General features: G+C 61.4%; 16 protein-coding genes. 12 read left to right on the forward strand and 4 right to left on the reverse strand.

Annotated features, from left to right (window positions below; all coding sequences use genetic code 11):
* Positions 1–205 precede the first annotated feature (205 nt).
* From rimP to truB, 6 genes are all read left to right on the forward strand, one after another.
* Complete coding sequence (gene rimP, locus ACO07N_RS10555) at positions 206–799, forward strand: ribosome maturation factor RimP (RefSeq protein ID WP_421980975.1); 594 nt, start codon at positions 206–208, stop codon at positions 797–799.
* 71 nt (positions 800–870) lie between these two features.
* A complete protein-coding gene (gene nusA, locus ACO07N_RS10560; RefSeq protein ID WP_421980976.1) occupies positions 871–2,526 on the forward strand; it encodes a transcription termination factor NusA in 1,656 nt (551 codons plus the stop codon).
* 71 nt (positions 2,527–2,597) lie between these two features.
* Positions 2,598–3,233, forward strand: a complete 636-nt coding sequence (locus tag ACO07N_RS10565; protein ID WP_421980977.1) for an RNA-binding protein — start codon at positions 2,598–2,600, stop codon at positions 3,231–3,233.
* A gap of 29 nt (positions 3,234–3,262) precedes the next feature.
* Positions 3,263–6,004, forward strand: a complete 2,742-nt coding sequence (gene infB, locus ACO07N_RS10570) for a translation initiation factor IF-2 (protein ID WP_421980978.1) — start codon at positions 3,263–3,265, stop codon at positions 6,002–6,004.
* A gap of 399 nt (positions 6,005–6,403) precedes the next feature.
* Positions 6,404–6,817, forward strand: a complete 414-nt coding sequence (rbfA, locus tag ACO07N_RS10575; protein WP_421980979.1) for a 30S ribosome-binding factor RbfA — start codon at positions 6,404–6,406, stop codon at positions 6,815–6,817.
* 195 nt (positions 6,818–7,012) lie between these two features.
* Positions 7,013–7,957 carry a tRNA pseudouridine(55) synthase TruB gene (truB, locus tag ACO07N_RS10580; protein WP_421980980.1) on the forward strand — a complete coding sequence of 315 codons (945 nt, stop codon included), beginning with the start codon at positions 7,013–7,015 and terminating at the stop codon, positions 7,955–7,957.
* On the opposite strand, the gene ACO07N_RS10585 is transcribed toward truB, so the two are convergent.
* Positions 7,948–8,658 (reverse strand): phosphatase PAP2 family protein, encoded by a 711-nt coding sequence (locus ACO07N_RS10585; RefSeq protein ID WP_421980981.1) that lies wholly within the window; start codon positions 8,656–8,658, stop codon positions 7,948–7,950. The genes truB and ACO07N_RS10585 overlap by 10 nt on opposite strands.
* An 86-nt stretch (positions 8,659–8,744) precedes the next feature.
* Here ACO07N_RS10585 and ACO07N_RS10590 point away from each other — a divergent pair, with 86 nt between their 5' ends.
* From ACO07N_RS10590 to ACO07N_RS10610, 5 genes are all read left to right on the forward strand, one after another.
* A complete protein-coding gene (locus ACO07N_RS10590; RefSeq protein WP_421980982.1) occupies positions 8,745–9,098 on the forward strand; it encodes a winged helix-turn-helix transcriptional regulator in 354 nt (117 codons plus the stop codon).
* A gap of 244 nt (positions 9,099–9,342) precedes the next feature.
* Positions 9,343–9,612, forward strand: coding sequence for a 30S ribosomal protein S15 (rpsO, locus tag ACO07N_RS10595; RefSeq protein WP_306142555.1), 270 nt, complete (start codon positions 9,343–9,345; stop codon positions 9,610–9,612).
* Between the two features lie 338 nt (positions 9,613–9,950).
* Complete coding sequence (pnp, locus tag ACO07N_RS10600) at positions 9,951–12,077, forward strand: polyribonucleotide nucleotidyltransferase (RefSeq protein ID WP_421980983.1); 2,127 nt, start codon at positions 9,951–9,953, stop codon at positions 12,075–12,077.
* 191 nt (positions 12,078–12,268) lie between these two features.
* Complete coding sequence (gene dapB, locus ACO07N_RS10605) at positions 12,269–13,072, forward strand: 4-hydroxy-tetrahydrodipicolinate reductase (RefSeq protein ID WP_421980984.1); 804 nt, start codon at positions 12,269–12,271, stop codon at positions 13,070–13,072.
* 82 nt (positions 13,073–13,154) lie between these two features.
* A complete protein-coding gene (locus ACO07N_RS10610; protein ID WP_421980985.1) occupies positions 13,155–13,775 on the forward strand; it encodes a 2,3-bisphosphoglycerate-dependent phosphoglycerate mutase in 621 nt (206 codons plus the stop codon).
* Between the two features lie 57 nt (positions 13,776–13,832).
* On the opposite strand, the gene ACO07N_RS10615 is transcribed toward ACO07N_RS10610, so the two are convergent.
* Genes ACO07N_RS10615 through ACO07N_RS10625 form a run of 3 tightly spaced genes read right to left on the reverse strand, consistent with a single transcriptional unit; the run spans position 13,833 to position 16,531 of the window.
* On the reverse strand, positions 13,833–14,834 hold the full coding sequence (locus tag ACO07N_RS10615) for an adenosine kinase (RefSeq protein WP_421980986.1): 1,002 nt from the start codon (positions 14,832–14,834) through the stop codon (positions 13,833–13,835).
* Positions 14,835–14,866: 32 nt separating this feature from the next.
* Positions 14,867–15,757: a prephenate dehydratase gene (locus tag ACO07N_RS10620; protein WP_319385350.1), complete on the reverse strand. Its 891-nt coding sequence runs from the start codon at positions 15,755–15,757 to the stop codon at positions 14,867–14,869.
* 27 nt (positions 15,758–15,784) lie between these two features.
* Positions 15,785–16,531 (reverse strand): 3-deoxy-manno-octulosonate cytidylyltransferase, encoded by a 747-nt coding sequence (locus ACO07N_RS10625; RefSeq protein ID WP_421980987.1) that lies wholly within the window; start codon positions 16,529–16,531, stop codon positions 15,785–15,787.
* A gap of 184 nt (positions 16,532–16,715) precedes the next feature.
* Here ACO07N_RS10625 and ACO07N_RS10630 point away from each other — a divergent pair, with 184 nt between their 5' ends.
* The gene (locus tag ACO07N_RS10630) at positions 16,716–17,267 is read left to right on the forward strand and encodes a c-type cytochrome (RefSeq protein WP_421980988.1); all 552 of its coding nucleotides are present in this window, start codon (positions 16,716–16,718) and stop codon (positions 17,265–17,267) included.
* Positions 17,268–17,349: the final 82 nt, after the last annotated feature.

Here is a 17,349-nt window from a genome sequence, read left to right on the forward strand (position 1 = left end):
GGCACCGCCTTTGGCGTTATACAGCCGGTGTTTCACCTCAAACGGCTTCATCAGAGCATTTGAGAGTGGGCCCGACGGGGACCCGCTCTTTTTTGTTTAGGTAGCGGGCCGGAGGCAATCGACCCAAGCAGGATAGCCTTAATGTAGACCGACAATCGGGCGCATCCGACATGAAAGACCGGCAACGGTTTAGCAGGAGCCAAGTGTGAGCGCACACGAACCAAGAATAGTTACGGAACAGGGCCTTGATGCCCGTGTTGCCGCGATTGTTGAGCCGGTGATCGAGGATCTCGGCTATCGTCTTGTGCGCACCAAGATCAGCGCTGCAAACGGCTGCACGCTGCAGATCATGGCCGAGCGCCCCGACGGCACGATGACCGTCGAAGATTGTGAAACGATCAGCCGCACCGTCTCCCCGGCACTGGATGTGGAGGACCCGATCAACCGGGCCTACCATCTGGAAGTGTCATCGCCCGGTATCGACCGTCCTCTGGTTCGTGCCGGCGATTTCGACCGCTGGGCCGGCCACGAGCTCAAGGTGGACATGGCCGTAATGCTCGAGGGGCGGAAACGGTTCAGGGGAACACTGCTCGGGACCGACAACGGACATGCGAAATTGCGGCTTCCCGATATGCCGGCAGGCGAAAACGACACGGTGTCGTTGCCGCTGGACAATATCGGCGAAGCCAAGCTCGTTCTCACGGATGATTTGATAACCGCGGCTCTTCAGGCGGAAAAAGCTGCACTCGCGGCAAGAAGCCAGGAAGAAGACCTGACTCAGGACAACGCGCCCAACTGAGCCTTTGGCTCGGCGGCGAAAGGACACGCGCCAAAAACCAGGACGAGAACCTGGCGCAAGAGGAGTGGAATATGGCAATCAGCGCAAACCGGCTGGAACTGCTGCAAATTGCTGATGCGGTCGCCCGGGAAAAATCCATTGACCGGATGATCGTGATCAATGCGATGGAAGACGCAATTCAGAAGGCTGCCCGCTCCAGATACGGCACCGAAACCGAAGTCCGCGCCGAGATCAATCCGAAGACCGGCGAGATCCGCTTGCAGAGGCTGCTTCAGGTCGTGGAAGTCGTTGAAAACGTCTCTACCGAGATTTCGCTTGAAGATGCCCAGGCGCGCAACCCGGAAGCAAGTCTCGGCGACTTCATTGCCGAACCTCTTCCGCCGCTCGATTTCGGACGCATTGCCGCGCAATCCGCAAAACAGGTGATTGTGCAGAAGGTCCGCGAGGCCGAGCGCGACCGTCAGTACGAAGAGTACAAGGACCGCGTCGGCGAAGTCATCAACGGCGTCGTCAAGCGGGCGGAATACGGCAACGTGATCGTCGACCTCGGGCGCGGTGAGGGCATCGTGCGTCGGGACGAACTGATCCCGCGCGAGATTTTCCGGACAGGCGACCGCATCCGCGCCTTCATCTACGACGTGCGCCGCGAACAGCGCGGACCGCAGATCTTTCTTTCCAGGACCCATCCGCAGTTCATGGCCAAGCTGTTCGCGCAGGAAGTGCCCGAGATCTATGACGGCGTGATTGAAATCAAGTCGGTCGCGCGGGATCCCGGTTCGCGCGCGAAGATCGCGGTGATTTCAAAGGACACCTCCATCGATCCGGTCGGCGCCTGCGTCGGTATGCGCGGCAGCCGTGTTCAGGCCGTGGTGGGCGAGCTCCAGGGCGAAAAGATCGACATCATTCCGTGGAATGAGGAAGCCGCAACGTTCATCGTCAATGCGTTGCAGCCGGCAGAAGTTGCCAAGGTTGTTCTTGATGAGGATGCGGAGCGTATTGAAGTTGTCGTTCCCGATGACCAACTGTCACTTGCGATCGGCCGCCGCGGTCAGAATGTGCGCCTTGCGTCGCAGCTGACCGGCTGGGCCATCGACATCATGACCGAGCAGGAAGAATCGGATCGCCGCCAGAAGGAATTCATGGAACGGTCCCAGCTCTTCATGGAAGCGCTCAACGTGGACGAGATGGTCGGCCAGTTGCTGGCGACCGAAGGTTTCACCTCTGTCGAGGAAGTCGCCTATGTGGAGCTCGAGGAAATCTCCATGATCGAGGGCTTCGACGACGACACCGCGGTTGAAATCCAGGCGCGTGCTCGGGACTACCTGGGCGAGCTGGAGGCCAAGCTTGACGAGGAACGCCTCGAACTCGGTGTGTCCGACGATCTGCGGACCATTGACGGACTGACCACCGCAATGCTTGTTGCGCTGGGCAAGGACGACATCAAGTCGATGGAAGATCTTGCCGGATGTGCGGCTGACGACCTTGTCGGCTGGACCGAGCGCAAGGATGGCGAGACCAAGCGTTTCGATGGCGCGCTGACCGGTTTTGATCTTTCCCGCGCGGAAGCCGAAAACATGGTGATGGCGGCGCGCCTCGCGGCCGGCTGGATCACCGAAGAAGAACTTGCGGCGATGTCTGCAGAGGCCGAAGAGGTCGAGGAAGACGTCGAGGCAGTTGAGGAAGTGGCTGAACAGGACGTGCCTGCCGGCGCCATTCTGAACGGCTGAAGGAAATGGATCGAGCGAGAGCTCACCGGCCGCGATGGGGTGAGTTTCGGTTGATCTGAAGGAGTGGCGGCGTGCCAAGGAAGAATGAACCAACCGAACGGCAATGTGCCGTGACCAGGGAGGTTCAGCCCGTAAGCTCGCTGATCCGGTTCGTGCTTGATCCCGATGGACAGGTGGTGCCGGATTTCAAGCGGGCGCTGCCGGGACGCGGCGTCTGGGTGACGGCAACGGAAGAAAGTGTTGCCGTTGCCGAAAAGAACAGGAAGAAGGTGTTCGGCCGGGGGTTCAAATGTGAGGCCCTTGTGGAACCGGGCCTTGCGGAACGCGTCGGAGCGCTCCTCGAAAGGTCGGCGCTTCAAGCGCTTTCCTTGACGCGCAAGGCCGGTGAACTTGTCACCGGCTACGCAAAAGTTGAAGCGGCCCTGCGGCGGGATACTGTCGTTGGGTTGATCCATGCCTCGGACGCGGCCGGGGACGGTGTGCGAAAACTGGCGGCTGTGGCAGCCGGTAACGAAGAACTGGCGAACGGGTGCCAAATCGTCCGTTTGTTCGATTCGACCCAATTGGATTTGGCATTGGGCCGGTCAAATGTGATACATGCTGCACTGCTTGCGGGGCATGCGAGCGAAAACTTTCTTGCACGAGTGCGTGACATGGAGCGTTTTCGCGGTTATTCCGCTGCAAGTGACGAAAAGAGCAACGCATAGCAGGGCGGTTGCGCAGGACTGAAGGCAATATGAGCGATACGAAAAATCCGGGCGACAAGACAATCAGCGTTGAGCGTGGCAAGACGCTCGGCCTAAAGCGGGGCGGTGGCGATCAGGGAACTGTTCGGCAGTCCTTCTCGCACGGCCGGTCGAAGGCCGTTGTCGTGGAGAAGAAGAAGCGCCGTGTTGTCATCCCGGGGCAGGAACCGAAGGCCGAGGCCCCGGCGCCGACCACGCAGCGTCTTGAGCGTCCTGCGGAAGCTCCGCGCAAACCGCAGCAGCCTGACGCGCAAGCGGCAAAACAGGCGCGCCGGTCCGCATCCGGGCAACGCCAGAAGGGCAACGGCAACGTCCTGCGCACCCTGACCAAGGAAGAGGCAGCGGCAAGGGCCGCAGCGCTTCAGATGGCCAAGGAGCGGGAAGTCGAGGAACGCAAGCAGCGCGCCGAAGACGAAAAGCGCATGGCCGCCGAAGCCGCTCAGCGCCAGGCGGATGAAGAGGCGCGTGCAAAGGTTGAAGCCGAGGAGCGCGCCAAGCGCGAAGCCGAAGAGGCACGCCAGGCGGAAGAACAGGCACAGGCCGCGGAGAGCACGGCTGCTTCCGGACAGGACGCAGGCGCTGACGTCGCACCTGCCGGGGACCGCCAGCCCGCTGCCGCCGACGCCGGCAGACAGCCCGCCCGCAGGCCTGCAGCGCCGAATGCCGGCAAACCGCGCAATCTCGACGACATGGGAAGACGTGCAGCCCCCGCGGCGCCCCGCCCCAAGACGGAACAGCAGCCGGTTGCCGAGGATGACCGGGCGAACAAGGGTCTGCGCGCTGTCAAGCGTCCGAAACAGGCGCCGGCACCGACGACGCGTCCGCGCGGCGGGGAAGACCGCCGCCGGTCCAAGTTGACCATTTCCGCAGCAACCGGTGGGGATGACGGACAGCGGGCACGGTCGCTTGCCTCCATGCGCCGCCGCCAGGAAAAGGCCAAGCGCGGTCAGCAGCAGGTCGTGCGTGAAAAGATTTCGCGCGAGGTCACGCTGCCCGAGGCGATCACGATCCAGGAACTCGCCAACCGTATGGCGGAACGTGCGGTCGACGTGATCAAGCTGCTCATGAAGCAGGGCCAGATGCTTAAGATCAACGACGTGATCGATGCCGACACCGCGGAACTGATTGCCGAGGAAATGGGACACACCGTGAAGCGTGTCTCCGAGGCCGATGTTGAAGAGGGTCTGTTCACCAAGGAAGATGACGCTGCAACGATGCAGCCGCGTCCGCCGGTGGTGACGATCATGGGTCACGTCGATCACGGCAAGACCTCCCTTCTGGACGCGATCCGCAAATCCAAGGTGGTGTCCGGTGAAGCCGGGGGGATCACCCAGCATATCGGCGCCTACCAGATCGACCAGGACGGTCAGAAGATCACCTTCATCGATACGCCCGGCCACGCGGCGTTCTCGCAGATGCGGGCACGCGGCGCCAAGTCGACGGACATCGTGATCCTGGTGGTCGCCGCGGATGACGGCGTGATGCCGCAGACGAAAGAGGCGATTGCGCATGCCAAGGCAGCCGATGCGCCGATCATCGTTGCGATCAACAAGACCGATAAGCCGGGCGCCGACCCGAACCGGGTTCGCACGGAGCTTCTGAGCGAAGAGCTGGTGACCGAATCCATGGGCGGCGATGTCATCGACGTGGAAGTCTCCGCGCTCAATGGCACCAATCTCGACAAGCTGCTGGAAATGATCCTGCTGCAGGCCGAGGTTCTCGAGCTCAAGGCCAACCCGGACCGGACTGCGGAAGGCATCGTCATCGAGGCGCAGCTCGACCGCGGACGCGGACCGGTCGCGACGGTTCTCGTCCAGAAAGGCACGCTCAAGCCGGGCGACATTCTGGTCGCCGGGTCCGAGTGGGGCCGTGTCCGTGCAATGCTCGACGAAAACGGCAAGCAGGTGAAGGAAGCCGGGCCGGCCAAACCGGTCGAGGTTCTCGGGTTCCAGGGAACGCCCGCGGCCGGCGATCTCGTCGCGGTTGTCGACAACGAGGCGCGTGCCCGTGAGATCACGGACTATCGTCAGCGTCAGATCCGCGAAAAGGCCTCCGTGGTCGCATCCGGTGCGCGCGGGTCGCTCGAGCAGATGATGAACCGTTTGCAGGAAACCGGCCGCAAGGAATTCCCGCTGGTTCTGAAGGCGGACGTGCAGGGCTCTGCGGAAGCGATTGCGCATGCGCTGAACGAGCTGGGAACCGACGAGGTCGGTGCACGCATTCTGCTGTCGGGAGTCGGCGGCATTACCGAGAGCGACATCACGCTCGCGGCGGCCTCCAACGCCCCGATCCTTGGCTTCAACGTGCGTGCCAACAAGCAGGCCCGTGAAGCTGCGTCCCGCGACGGTATCGAGATCCGCTATTACAACGTGATCTACGATCTCGTCGACGACATCAAGGCGGCCATGTCCGGCCTGCTCTCGCCGGAACGCCGCGAGACGTTCCTCGGAAATGCGGAGATCAAGGAGATCTTCCACATTTCGAAGGTCGGCAAGGTCGCAGGCTGTCTGGTCACGGAAGGGGTCGTGGAACGCGGTGCCAATGTACGCCTGATCCGCGACGATGTCGTGATCCACGAGGGCGAGCTCGGAACGCTCAAGCGCTTCAAGGACGAGGTCAAGACTGTCGAATCCGGCCAGGAATGCGGCATGAACTTCGTCAAGTACCAGGACATGCGTCCCGGGGACATCATCGAATGCTTCCGCGTCGAGCAGATCGCAAGGTCGCTCTAGAGCATTTTCCGGCCAGTTTGGATCATTTGATGAGGTTATCCGGTTCACTCGGCCAGGCGGGTCACGAAGCGCGATGCGGTGCATCGTGCAAGTGGCACAACGCAGCCGATGGGCTGGATATCCTCACCCTTTGTGGAACGCACTTTTGCGAGAATTATCGAGATTGGCCGGACCCTTTTCCGTTCTGGCGTCGTTGGTCCACCCTTGCGGTGGGAAACACCGCGGCGGGCGAACCGCCTCGCCAGCGCGAAAAAGGGCCTCGGTCAAATGATCCAAATTGGCCGGAATATTCTCTGACCGCCGGAACGGAAATACAGGCAGAAGCGCCGGCGGGATTCAGATGGATCGCGCCGGCGCTGCCACTTTCAGGGCCAAAGATGGCCCTGGTCAGGAACACAAATGGCTAGACAGAATGCTCAGGACAGCCGTGGACCGTCGCAGCGCCAGTTGAAGGTCGGCGAGACGGTGCGCAAGGAACTGTCCGATATCTTTACACGCGGCGAATTTTCGGACCCCGATCTGGACGGCGCGATCGTGACCATCCCGGAAGTCCGGATGACGCCGGACCTGAGGCTCGCGACGTGTCTCGTCATGCCGCTCGGCGGCAAGAACGCGGAGCGGGTCGAAAAGGCGCTCAACCGCAGTGCCAAGTATCTGCGCGGCCAGGTGTCCCGGCGCCTGACCATGAAATACATGCCGGATCTGCGCTTCGTGCTGGACACGCGTTTCGATGACGACGACCGCATCGGCACGCTGCTGCATTCGCCCGGCGTATCGCGGGATCTGGGCAACGACGAGAACCGCGAGGACTGAGTGCGGCGGGGACGCTCTGATCCTTTCGATTTGTCATCCCTGCGCAGGCAGGGATCCAGTACTCATCTGTTTGATTGAGTGTCAGAGCGCGAACACAGACAATACTGGACCCCGGTCTCTCGCGCTGCTCGAACCGGGGTGACAAGCGGGTGGCCGCAAGTCCACCAAGTTTACTGTTCTACAGACGAATCCAACATGGCACGCCAGAAACAGATCAAGCGAAAGAAGAACGCCATCAATGGCTGGCTTGTGCTCGACAAGCCCTACGGCATCACCTCCAACGAGGCGCTCGGCAAGATCAAGCGGATCTTCTCGCCGCAGAAGGTCGGTCATGCCGGCACGCTCGACCCGCGCGCATCCGGTCTGTTGCCGGTCGCCTTCGGCGAAGCCACCAAGACGGTGCCTTTCGTGATGGACGGGCGCAAGGTCTACCGGTTCGAAGTCACCTGGGGGACGGAGACCGATACGGACGACACCGAGGGCGAGGTGATCGCGACGTCGGACGAAAGGCCGGAAGCGGAGACCATCGCGGCTGTCCTCACCGAGTTCACCGGCACCATCATGCAGGTGCCGCCGAAGTTTTCGGCGATCAAGGTGGCGGGCGAACGCGCCTACGATCTGGCACGGGACGGCGAAGAGGTGGAACTCGAAGCGCGCCCGATCGACGTGCACCGGCTGGATCTGGTGGACTGCCCGGACGCGGACCGCGCCGTCTTCGAGGCGGAGTGCGGCAAGGGCACCTATGTGCGTGCGCTGGCCAGGGACCTTGGACGCCGCCTCGGCACGTGCGGCCACGTGACGTCCCTGCGCCGCCTTCTGGTCGGCCCGTTCGGGGAAGATGACCTTGTCGGCTTTGACGACATCCTGGAAGCATCGCAGGAACGGGACGAAGACGAGGGCATCGAAGCGCTTGTCGAGGAATTCGTCCTGCCCGTGCGCGAGGCGATGGACGCCCTGGTCGAAGTGCCGGTCTCGCTGGATGACGCGGCCAGGATCCGAAAGGGCATGGCGGTGCTGCTGCGTGGCCGCGAGGCTCCGCTGAACACGGATGTCGCCTTTGCCAGCCATGCGAACGTGCCCGTCGCAATCGGATCGATCGACAAGGGCCGATTCCAGCCGACGCGCGTGTTTCATCTCTGAAGCGTTTCAGCCGGCGCAAGACGCAAGGCGATGGCAACGGCGATCAGCAGTCCCGCGAGCGAATCCGAAAGCCAGTGAACATCGCCGCTGATCCCGAACGTGGTCGCCAGCGTGACCCAGGCAAGCCAGATCCAGCAGGAAGTCGCGATCCAGGCATGTTTCGTGCGCCGGGCCAGGACGATTGACACCGCCGCATTCGTGGCCACGTGACCGGACGGCCAGCCCTCGACGACACTCATAAGCCCGGCCTGCAGGAAGCCGAAGCTGAAGGTTTGCGACTTGGCCAGAACGGATATCGGAACAAGGGCTTCCGGATGCAGTCTCGACGTCAGCGCCTTCAGGACCGAGACCAGGATCAGTGCGACCAGGAAGGCGGCGAGCGTCGCCTTGGCGGTCTCTTTCCGGCCGCGCGCGGCGCAGACCAGGGGGATCAGCACCGGGACAGCGAAACCCGCGAGCATCGGGAATGCCGACCAGGTGACCGAGAGCGTCGGGTCTTGAAGCCGGGCAAACTGGTTGACGGCGGCATCGATGCCTGTTCGTGACAGCAGGACTGTCAGTCCGATGGACACGACAACACTCGTCAGAAGCCAGAGACTGAGCAGCCCTTTTTGAAGAAGCCGTCCGAGGGACGGCACATTGCTGCGGTTGGGCGTACCGGTCGGACACGCGCGCGCAATTGCTGCAGGTCGGACAGACATGGAAATCGCTCCATCGGTTGACGATGGGTCCGCAGTATGTGCATAGCTTCTTTTGTGGCAACTAGTCACAATAAAGAGAGATAGTCATGAAAATCATAACGTTGGCGCCTGATCCGGAGACACAATGTCCCGTTACCTATTGTCTTTCGGTGATTGGCGGGAAATGGAAGCCCGTGATCATCTTCTGCATCATGAACGGGGTTGACCGGTTTGGTGCGCTTCAGCGGGCGGTTCCGAAGATCACCAAGCAGATGCTGACCAAGCAATTGCGCGAACTGGAAGCCGACGGGTTGGTGACGCGCACCGTCTACCCGGAAGTCCCGCCGCGTGTCGACTACGCACTCACCGACAGGGGACGTTCGGTCTTGCCCGTCATCGAGGCGATGAAGGCATGGGGCGCGGCGAATGTGTCCGTACGGGACAACACGGGTCGATCCTGATCTGAAATGCTGCATGAGAGGAGCCGGACGGGCTCGGTACCCAACCGGGAACATCTGAAAGATTCCTCTGGCTTTTCCCGCTGTTTTCTGCCATATACCGCCGCCATTGGGCACTGAGGCCCAATTCGTCCGGACGGATCCTTTGCTGAACGACATCTCGGCTCTGGAAACATCCGGATCAGGCCGGTCTCCGGCACATCAACGCGTCCGGTCAACGGACCCCCCTCTTCGAAAGGAAAGAGCGATGTCGATTACTGCAGAGCGTAAAGCTGAGCTCATCAAGGAATTTGCGACCAAGGAAGGCGACACCGGCTCTCCGGAAGTCCAGGTGGCGATCCTCACCGAGCGCATCAACAACCTGACCGAACATTTCAAGGGCCATGGTAAGGACAATCACTCCCGCCGCGGTCTTTTGAAAATGGTTGCGCAGCGCCGGTCCCTTCTGGACTACACGCGCGGCAAGAGCGAAGAGCGCTACAAGACGCTGATCGAGCGTCTGGGCATCCGCCGCTAAGGTCTTGAACAAACGAAACGCGGTGGGCTGGTTCCCGCCGCGTTTTGCTTAAAGGCGTCTTCGGCCGTATGCCTGAAAATGAACGGTTTGACGGCCCGCAAACGCGCATTGATAGAGTGCGTTCCCATTTGATGGCAAACACTCTATAGAAACCTCGTGACAAGTCATGGGGCAGGATTGCCGGCTTCTTTCGGTTCCGATTTACGGAAAGCAGCCCGTTGTCTTGCCCGTGACCTGTCCGCCGGTAACCGGCCCATCCGGGGCCGACCGGGAATGTGCCTGTCCGATGGCGTTGCAAGGAGTGCAACGGTGGGCGGGCGACTACGTAAGGACAGATGATGTTTGATATTCATCGTGTAGAAGTCGAGTGGGGCGGACGGCCGCTCGTGCTCGAAACGGGCAAGGTTGCCCGCCAGGCCGATGGCGCCGTGATGGCGACCTATGGCGAAACGAAGGTTCTGGCGACCGTTGTCTCCGCAAAGGAGCCGCGTCCCGGACAGGATTTTTTCCCGCTCACCGTGAACTACCAGGAAAAGGCCTTTGCCGCCGGTAAGATCCCGGGCGGTTATTTCAAGCGTGAAGGCCGCCCGTCGGAGCACGAGACGCTCACCTCCCGTCTGATCGACCGGCCGATCCGCCCGCTGTTTGCCGATGGCTACAAGAACGACACCCAGGTCGTGATCACCGTCCTGTCCCATGACATGGAAAACGCACCGGACATCCTGGCGATGGTTGCAGCCTCTGCTGCACTGACGCTGTCCGGCGTTCCGTTCATGGGTCCGATCGGCGGCGCACGCGTCGGTTACATCAACGGCGAATATGTTCTGAACCCGGCAGTCGACGACATGCCGGAAAGCGCGCTCGACCTGGTGGTTGCCGGGACGAACGACGCCGTCCTGATGGTGGAATCGGAAGCCAAGGAACTGGACGAAGCCACCATGCTCGGCGCGGTGATGTTCGGTCACACCGGTTTCCAGACCGTGATCGACGCGATCATCAAGCTGGCCGAGACCGCCGCGAAGGAACCGCGCGAACTGTCCATTCCGGACCATTCCGCGCTCTTCGAGCAGGTCAAGTCCCTTGCAGGCGAAGAGCTGACCGCAGCCTACAAGATCACCTCCAAGACCGACCGCAAGAACGCGGTGGATGCCGCCAAGGCAAAGGTTGTCGAGGCACTGATCACGAACGCTGCAGAAGGCGAGGCACCGGAAGCCAACGTGCTCGGCGAGCAGTTCAAGAAACTGGAAGCCGAGATCGTTCGCGGCGCCATTCTCGACACCGGCACGCGCATCGACGGACGTGATCTTTCCACCGTCCGCGCGATTTCCTCGGAAGTCGGCATCCTGCCGCGCGCCCACGGCTCCTCGCTGTTCACGCGCGGCGAGACCCAGGGCCTCGTCGTAGCGACGCTCGGCACGGGCGAAGACGAGCAGTTCATCGATCTGCTGGAAGGCACCGTGAAGTCCCACTTCATGCTGCACTACAACTTCCCGCCTTACTCCGTCGGTGAAACCGGCCGCATGGGCTCTCCCGGACGGCGTGAGATCGGCCACGGCAAGCTGGCCTGGCGTGCGATCAACCCGATGCTGCCGCAGCACCACGATTTCCCGTACACGCTCCGCGTCGTCTCCGAAATCACCGAATCCAACGGATCGTCCTCCATGGCGACCGTCTGCGGCACCTCTCTGGCGCTGATGGATGCCGGCGTGCCGCTGAAGGCTCCGGTTGCCGGTATCGCGATGGGTCTGATCAAGGAAGGCGAGCGCTTCGCGGTTCTCTCCGACATCCTTGGCGACGAAGATCACCTCGGCGACATGGACTTCAAGGTTGCCGGTACCGAAGGCGGCATCACCTCGCTGCAGATGGACATCAAGATCGACGGTATCACCGAAGAGATCATGAAGGTCGCTCTGGAGCAGGCCAAAGGCGGCCGGATCCACATTCTCGGCGAGATGGCCAAAGCCATCACCGAGGCACGTTCCGAGCTTGGCGAACACGCACCGCGCATCGAAATGATGAAGATCCCGGTCGACAAGATCCGTGAAGTCATCGGTTCGGGCGGCAAGGTCATCCGCGAAATCGTGGAAAAGACCGGTGCCAAGGTCAACATCGAGGACGACGGGACGGTCAAGATCGCTTCTTCCGACGGCAAGGCGATCAAGGCGGCGGTCAACTGGATCAACTCCATCGCGGCGGAGCCGGAAGTCGGCGTCATCTACGAAGGCACGGTCGTCAAGTGCGTCGACTTCGGTGCATTCGTCAACTTCTTCGGCGCGAAGGACGGCCTGGTGCATATCTCGCAGCTGGCTCCGCGCAAGGTCGGCAAGGTGACCGACGTCGTCAAGGAAGGCGACAAGGTCTGGGTCAAGCTCATGGGCTTCGACGAGCGCGGTAAGGTACGCCTGTCCATGAAAGTGGTTGATCAGGAAACCGGCAAGGAAATCGAGAAGGAAAACGCCGAGTAATCCGGCCCGATCTCGAAACGGAAAACGCGCGGAGGACCTCGTCTTTCGCGCGTTTTGTTTTGGCGGCACCGGCTCACGTCCTGACAATAACAACGCGTCCACCGGCGCATTCGGGAACGTGGATTTGCCTCCGGTGCGGAAGCTGCTATACCCGCGGTCGAATATCGCAAGAGAGGATCGACATGGGGCAAATGCGCTTGGTTGTCGTTGGGGCCGGCGGCCGTATGGGCCGGGCGCTGACCAGGGCCGTGACAGAGATTGACGGTGCCACCGTTGCCGCCGCGATCGAACGCGAAGGGTCCGAGTTTCTCGGCGCGGACGCTGGTGAACTTGCCGGTGTCGGCCCTCTCGGCGTTGCCGTGAGCGACGATCCCCTGACGGCTTTTGCCAATGCCGACGGCGTCCTGGATTTCACCGCTCCCGCGGCCAGCCTGTGGTTCGCGGAACTGGCCGCACAGGCGCGGATCGTCCACGTGATCGGAACCACCGGGTGGGCCGGCGGCGAGGACGAGCCGCTGAAGGCGGCAGCACGCCACGCAAGGATCGTGAAGTCCGGCAACATGAGCCTCGGTGTCAATCTGCTGGCGAGCCTCGTGCGTGTCGCTGCAGCCGCCCTGGACACGGACTTCGACATCGAAGTTGTTGAAATGCATCACAAACACAAGGTCGACGCACCGTCCGGAACGGCGCTTCTGCTTGGGCAGGCCGCTGCGGAAGGCCGTGGGATCGATCTCGGATCGCACGCAGTGCGCGCGCGCGACGGCATCATGGATCCCCGGAAGACCGGTGATATCGGCTTCGCCACGCTCCGGGGCGGCTCGGTGATCGGCGAGCATTCGGTGGTCTTCGCCGGCGAGGGGGAACGCATCGAGCTGACCCACCGTGCGGAAGACCGCCAGCTTTTCGCGCGTGGCGCCGTCAAGGCGGCGCTCTGGGGATACGAACAGAAACCGGGACTTTATTCGATGGCCGATGTCCTCGGCCTCAACGCATAATGATTGCCTGAAGCCCTTTTGAATAATACCGGGCTAAATGGCCCCGAATAATTCAAAAGGGCTCTAGTTTAAGGAGAACGGCATGGAACGCCTTCTTGTGCTTGTCCGGCATGGACAGAGCGAGTGGAATTTGAAGAACCTGTTCACGGGCTGGAAGGATCCGGGTCTGACCGAACAGGGCGTTGCGGAAGCACACCGGGCCGGTCAGCAGTTGCGGGACCTTAAGCTCGAGTTCGACATCGCGTTCACGTCCGATCTGTCACGCGCGCAGAAAACCCTCGGCATCATCCTGGACGAACTCGGGCAGTCCGGCCTGGAAACCCTTCAGGATCAGGCGCTGAACGAGCGTGACTACGGCGATCTGACCGGCATGAACAAGGATCAGGCGCGCCAGGAATTCGGCGAGGAACAGGTCCATATCTGGCGCCGTTCCTACGACGTGCCGCCGCCGGGCGGTGAAAGCCTGAAGATGACGGCGGAACGCGTTCTGCCCTATTACAGGGAAGAGATCCTGCCCCGGGTCCTGGAAGGCAAGCGTACGCTCGTTTCCGCTCACGGAAACTCGCTCAGGTCGCTGATCATGGAACTGGAAGACCTGACCCCGGAAGAAATCCTGAAGCGGGAACTGGGGACCGGAACGCCGATCGTCTACCGTCTGGATGAGAATGGCGGCGTCGTCAGCGTTCAGGACCTCGCCGACTAGGCAGACGAGAGTTTCAAGGAAAAAGGCGGTCGCGAGGACCGCCTTTTTTGTGTCGGGTCAGATTTCAAAGCCGCTTTGCGCGGCGATGTTCTTGAGCGGTCGTTCCGGCCTTGCACCGACATGGCTGATCACGTTCGCCGCGCACAGGCAACCAAGCTCGGCCGCGTCGCCGAGCTTGTAGTCGCGCGCCAGGCCGAACAGGAAGCCGGACGCGAAAAGATCGCCTGCACCGGTCAGGTCCACGACATTGCTGACGGCCTGTGCGGACACCTTGACCGTTTCGGTGCTGTCTAAGGCCATGGCTCCGTTCTCGCCGAGCGTGAGCGCTGTCAGGGCGCCGGAGTCCCGCGCCGCGGAAATGGCGGTGTCGAGATCAGCCGTTTCGTAAAGCGCCTTCAACTCGTGCTCGTTGGCGAACATCAGGTCGACGACCTTGTCCTTCAAAAGCCCCTGGAACTCGCTCCGGTACCGGTCGACACAGAAGGAATCCGACAGGGTGATTGCCACTTTCCGTCCGTTGGCGTGTGCGACTTCGGCGGCCTTCAGGAACGCTTTCTTCGCCTCTTCCGGATCCCACAGATAGCCTTCCATGTAGGTGACTGCGGAGGCCGCCACGACATCTTCGTCAACGTCGCTTGTACCGAATTCGACACAGGCACCGAGATAGGTATTCATGGTCCTTTCGCCGTCGGGCGTGATCAGGATCATCGACCGCGCTGTCGGGTTGCCGTCGACGAGGCGCGGCGTGTTGAAATAGACGCCCGTGCCGTTCATGTCGTGGTAGTAGCTGTCGCCGAGTTCGTCTTCGGCCACCTTGCCGAAATAGGCGGGGTTGCCGCCCAGCGAGGCTATACCCGCCGCCGTGTTTCCGGCGCTGCCGCCCGAAATGCGCACGGTCTGCCCCATCTTGTCGAACAGCCTCACGGCCTCGTCGGTATCGATCAGCCGCATGGAGCCCTTGACGAGGCTCTCGCGCACCAGGAAATCTTCTTCGACATGCGCGAACACGTCGCAGATCGCGTTGCCGATGCAAAGCGCATCAAATCTCGTTTCAGTCATGAATTCCTCTGAATATGAAAGCTGTTGTCGTGTCAGGAATGCGGATTTGGGCGCAGCGCGCGGTTGGCTTCCGGTTCCTTGATCTTGTCGCGGAAGGGGCTGGCCCGGTAGACGCCCAGGATGTTCAGTTCCGCGCAAAAGAAGGCGAGTTCTTCAAGCGCGAGGCCGACGGCCGGGTCGTCCGGGTGGCCTTCGACATCGGCGTAGAACATCGAGGCGAAGAACTGGCCTTCCAGCTGATAGGATTCCAGCTTGGTCATGTTGACCCCGTTGGTGGCGAAGCCACCGAGTGCCTTGTAGAGAGCCGCCGGCACGTTCCGGACGCGGAAGATGAAGGTCGAGATGACGGGCTGGCCGTTATGGGCCGCTTCCATCTTCTCCCGGGAGAGGATGACAAACCGCGTCGTGTTGTGCGCGGCGTCTTCAACGTCTCTTCGCAGGATATCGAGACCATAGATTTCAGCCGCCATTTCTGGCGCGAAAGCGGCCACCGTCGGGTCGTTCAGGTCGGCAACCTGGCGCGCTGATCCCGCGGTATCTCCGCCGACAACGGCCGTCAGCCCGAGTTCGCGGATGATGTTGCGGCATTGCCCGAGCGCGTGGATGTGGCTCTGCACTTTCTCCAGCTTGTCGATGGAAGCACCCCGGGGCGCCATGAGCTGAAACCGGATCGGCATGAAATATTCACCGATGATGTGCAGGTCCGACTTGGGCAGGAGGTGATGAATGTCGGCAACGCGTCCGGCGACGGAATTTTCGATCGGGATCATGGCAAGGTCCGCCGATCCGTCCGCCATTGCGGAAAAGCAATCCTCGAAAGTCGCGCAGGGAATGGCCTCGTAGTCCGGGTAGACACTCCTGCAGGCCATATGGGAATTCGCCCCGTTTTCACCCTGGAATACAATTCTCTTTCTGTCGGTCATGGATCTTTCGCGTTCTGGCGGTTGGGGTCACTGGGTCTGGAGCGCGGCACGCGCCCGCTCCAGGTCTTGTGGTGTGTTCACGTCCAAGGGGGCGCTGTCAATGATGGAAATGTCAATTCGCATGCCTGCCTCCAGCGCACGCAGCTGTTCCAGCTTCTCGCGCAGCTCCAGAGGCGAAGGCGGCATCTGAACGAAACGCTCAAGCGCTTCCCTGCGATAGGCATAGATGCCGATATGCTGGTAAAGCGGCCCGTCGCCGGTGGGAGCGGTCGCCCGCGTGAAATAGAGAGCCCGATGATGCCCCTGGCCGTTGGGCGTCGTCACCGCCTTCACGAAGCTCGGATCATCGCGAAACTCCGGAAGCGTGATTTCAGTCATGATCGTGCCGATCGAGACATCCGGGATACGCAGTGGTGAAAAGGCCGCACGGATCGCCTCCGGCTCGATCTGGGGGACGTCGCCCTGCACATTGAGCACCACGTCATAGCGGCCGTCCGGGTCGAGACTGCGGGTGGCTTCATGGATGCGGTCGGAGCCGGAAACATGGTCCTTGCTGGTCAGGACCGCCTGACCGCCGTGGTCCCTGATCGCCTCGGCAATGGAGGCATCATCGCAGGCAACGGCGACCGGCCCGATATCGGCGTGCTGGGCCTGCTCCATGACCCGGACGATCATCGGCTTTCCACATATGTCCGCAAGCGCCTTGTTCGGCAGCCGCGTTGCGGCCAGGCGGGCGGGAATTATCACCAGTGCTGCTGTCAATCCGGTCTCCATTCGGGCGGTGCGCGCAATTTTCGTGAAAAAAAAGCCTGCCGCGTCCGTTTGTCATATCAATTGCCCTTTTAAAGCTATGGACAGCAAGGTCAAAAAATTTGTAGGTTCCGGCGAAATTACATAAAGCTGATAGGGGTCCCGTTTTTCGGGAGCCCGGGCGCGTATGAGCTTGGAGCCGGAGAGAATGGATTCCTTCACACTGAACAAGGCCGCCGGTGCGGTTCTGATGGTTCTGATTCTGACGATGGGTGTTGGAATTGTTTCCGACGTCATTTTCCATCCGACGATCCCCGGGAAGCCGGGATACGAAATCGTGGTGGAATCGTCCCCGGATGCAACGTCGACCGTGCAGGCGGAGCCTGATGTCGTGCCGATTTCCGAACGCCTCCTCGCTGCGTCCGCTTCAGACGGCGCCAATGTCGCGAAGAAGTGTGCGGCCTGCCACACGTTCAACGAAGGCGGTGAAAACAAGTCCGGTCCGGCCCTCTGGGACATTGTCGGCCGCAAGCCGGGCGGACACGATGGCTTCCGTTACTCTTCCGCGATGACGGCCTATGGCGACGCCAATCCGGAATGGACCTACGAGTCGCTCGACAATTTCCTTGCCGGTCCCAAGAAGTACATCGACGGAACGTCCATGGGCTTCGCCGGTCTGCGCCGGCCGGAGGAGCGCGCCAACATGATCGCCTATATGCGCGAACAGTCGGGTGCTCCGAAACCGCTGCCCACGGAGTGAACGCAGCGATCTGAAACAGAGCATTGTTGTTAAAAAAGCCGGGTGTGCAGCCCGGCTTTTTTGTTGCTAAATGAAAAATTAA

This window comes from Roseibium sp., from assembly GCF_965229775.1.
In the GTDB taxonomy this organism is placed as follows: Bacteria; Pseudomonadota; Alphaproteobacteria; order Rhizobiales; family Stappiaceae; genus Roseibium.

What these genes read in the sequence shown, in the direction of transcription:
- rpsO (WP_306142555.1), top strand. Translation starts at nt 9,343, where the DNA reads ATGTCGATTACTGCAGAGCGTAAAGCTGAGCTCATCAAGGAATTTGCG.
- ACO07N_RS10585 (WP_421980981.1), bottom strand. Translation starts at nt 8,658, where the DNA reads ATGTCTGTCCGACCTGCAGCAATTGCGCGCGCGTGTCCGACCGGTACG.
- truB (WP_421980980.1), top strand. Translation starts at nt 7,013, where the DNA reads ATGGCACGCCAGAAACAGATCAAGCGAAAGAAGAACGCCATCAATGGC.
- nusA (WP_421980976.1), top strand. Translation starts at nt 871, where the DNA reads ATGGCAATCAGCGCAAACCGGCTGGAACTGCTGCAAATTGCTGATGCG.
- ACO07N_RS10610 (WP_421980985.1), top strand. Translation starts at nt 13,155, where the DNA reads ATGGAACGCCTTCTTGTGCTTGTCCGGCATGGACAGAGCGAGTGGAAT.
- ACO07N_RS10625 (WP_421980987.1), bottom strand. Translation starts at nt 16,531, where the DNA reads ATGGAGACCGGATTGACAGCAGCACTGGTGATAATTCCCGCCCGCCTG.
- ACO07N_RS10620 (WP_319385350.1), bottom strand. Translation starts at nt 15,757, where the DNA reads ATGACCGACAGAAAGAGAATTGTATTCCAGGGTGAAAACGGGGCGAAT.
- ACO07N_RS10590 (WP_421980982.1), top strand. Translation starts at nt 8,745, where the DNA reads ATGAAAATCATAACGTTGGCGCCTGATCCGGAGACACAATGTCCCGTT.
- infB (WP_421980978.1), top strand. Translation starts at nt 3,263, where the DNA reads ATGAGCGATACGAAAAATCCGGGCGACAAGACAATCAGCGTTGAGCGT.
- pnp (WP_421980983.1), top strand. Translation starts at nt 9,951, where the DNA reads ATGTTTGATATTCATCGTGTAGAAGTCGAGTGGGGCGGACGGCCGCTC.
- ACO07N_RS10630 (WP_421980988.1), top strand. Translation starts at nt 16,716, where the DNA reads ATGGATTCCTTCACACTGAACAAGGCCGCCGGTGCGGTTCTGATGGTT.
- rbfA (WP_421980979.1), top strand. Translation starts at nt 6,404, where the DNA reads ATGGCTAGACAGAATGCTCAGGACAGCCGTGGACCGTCGCAGCGCCAG.
- ACO07N_RS10615 (WP_421980986.1), bottom strand. Translation starts at nt 14,834, where the DNA reads ATGACTGAAACGAGATTTGATGCGCTTTGCATCGGCAACGCGATCTGC.
- dapB (WP_421980984.1), top strand. Translation starts at nt 12,269, where the DNA reads ATGCGCTTGGTTGTCGTTGGGGCCGGCGGCCGTATGGGCCGGGCGCTG.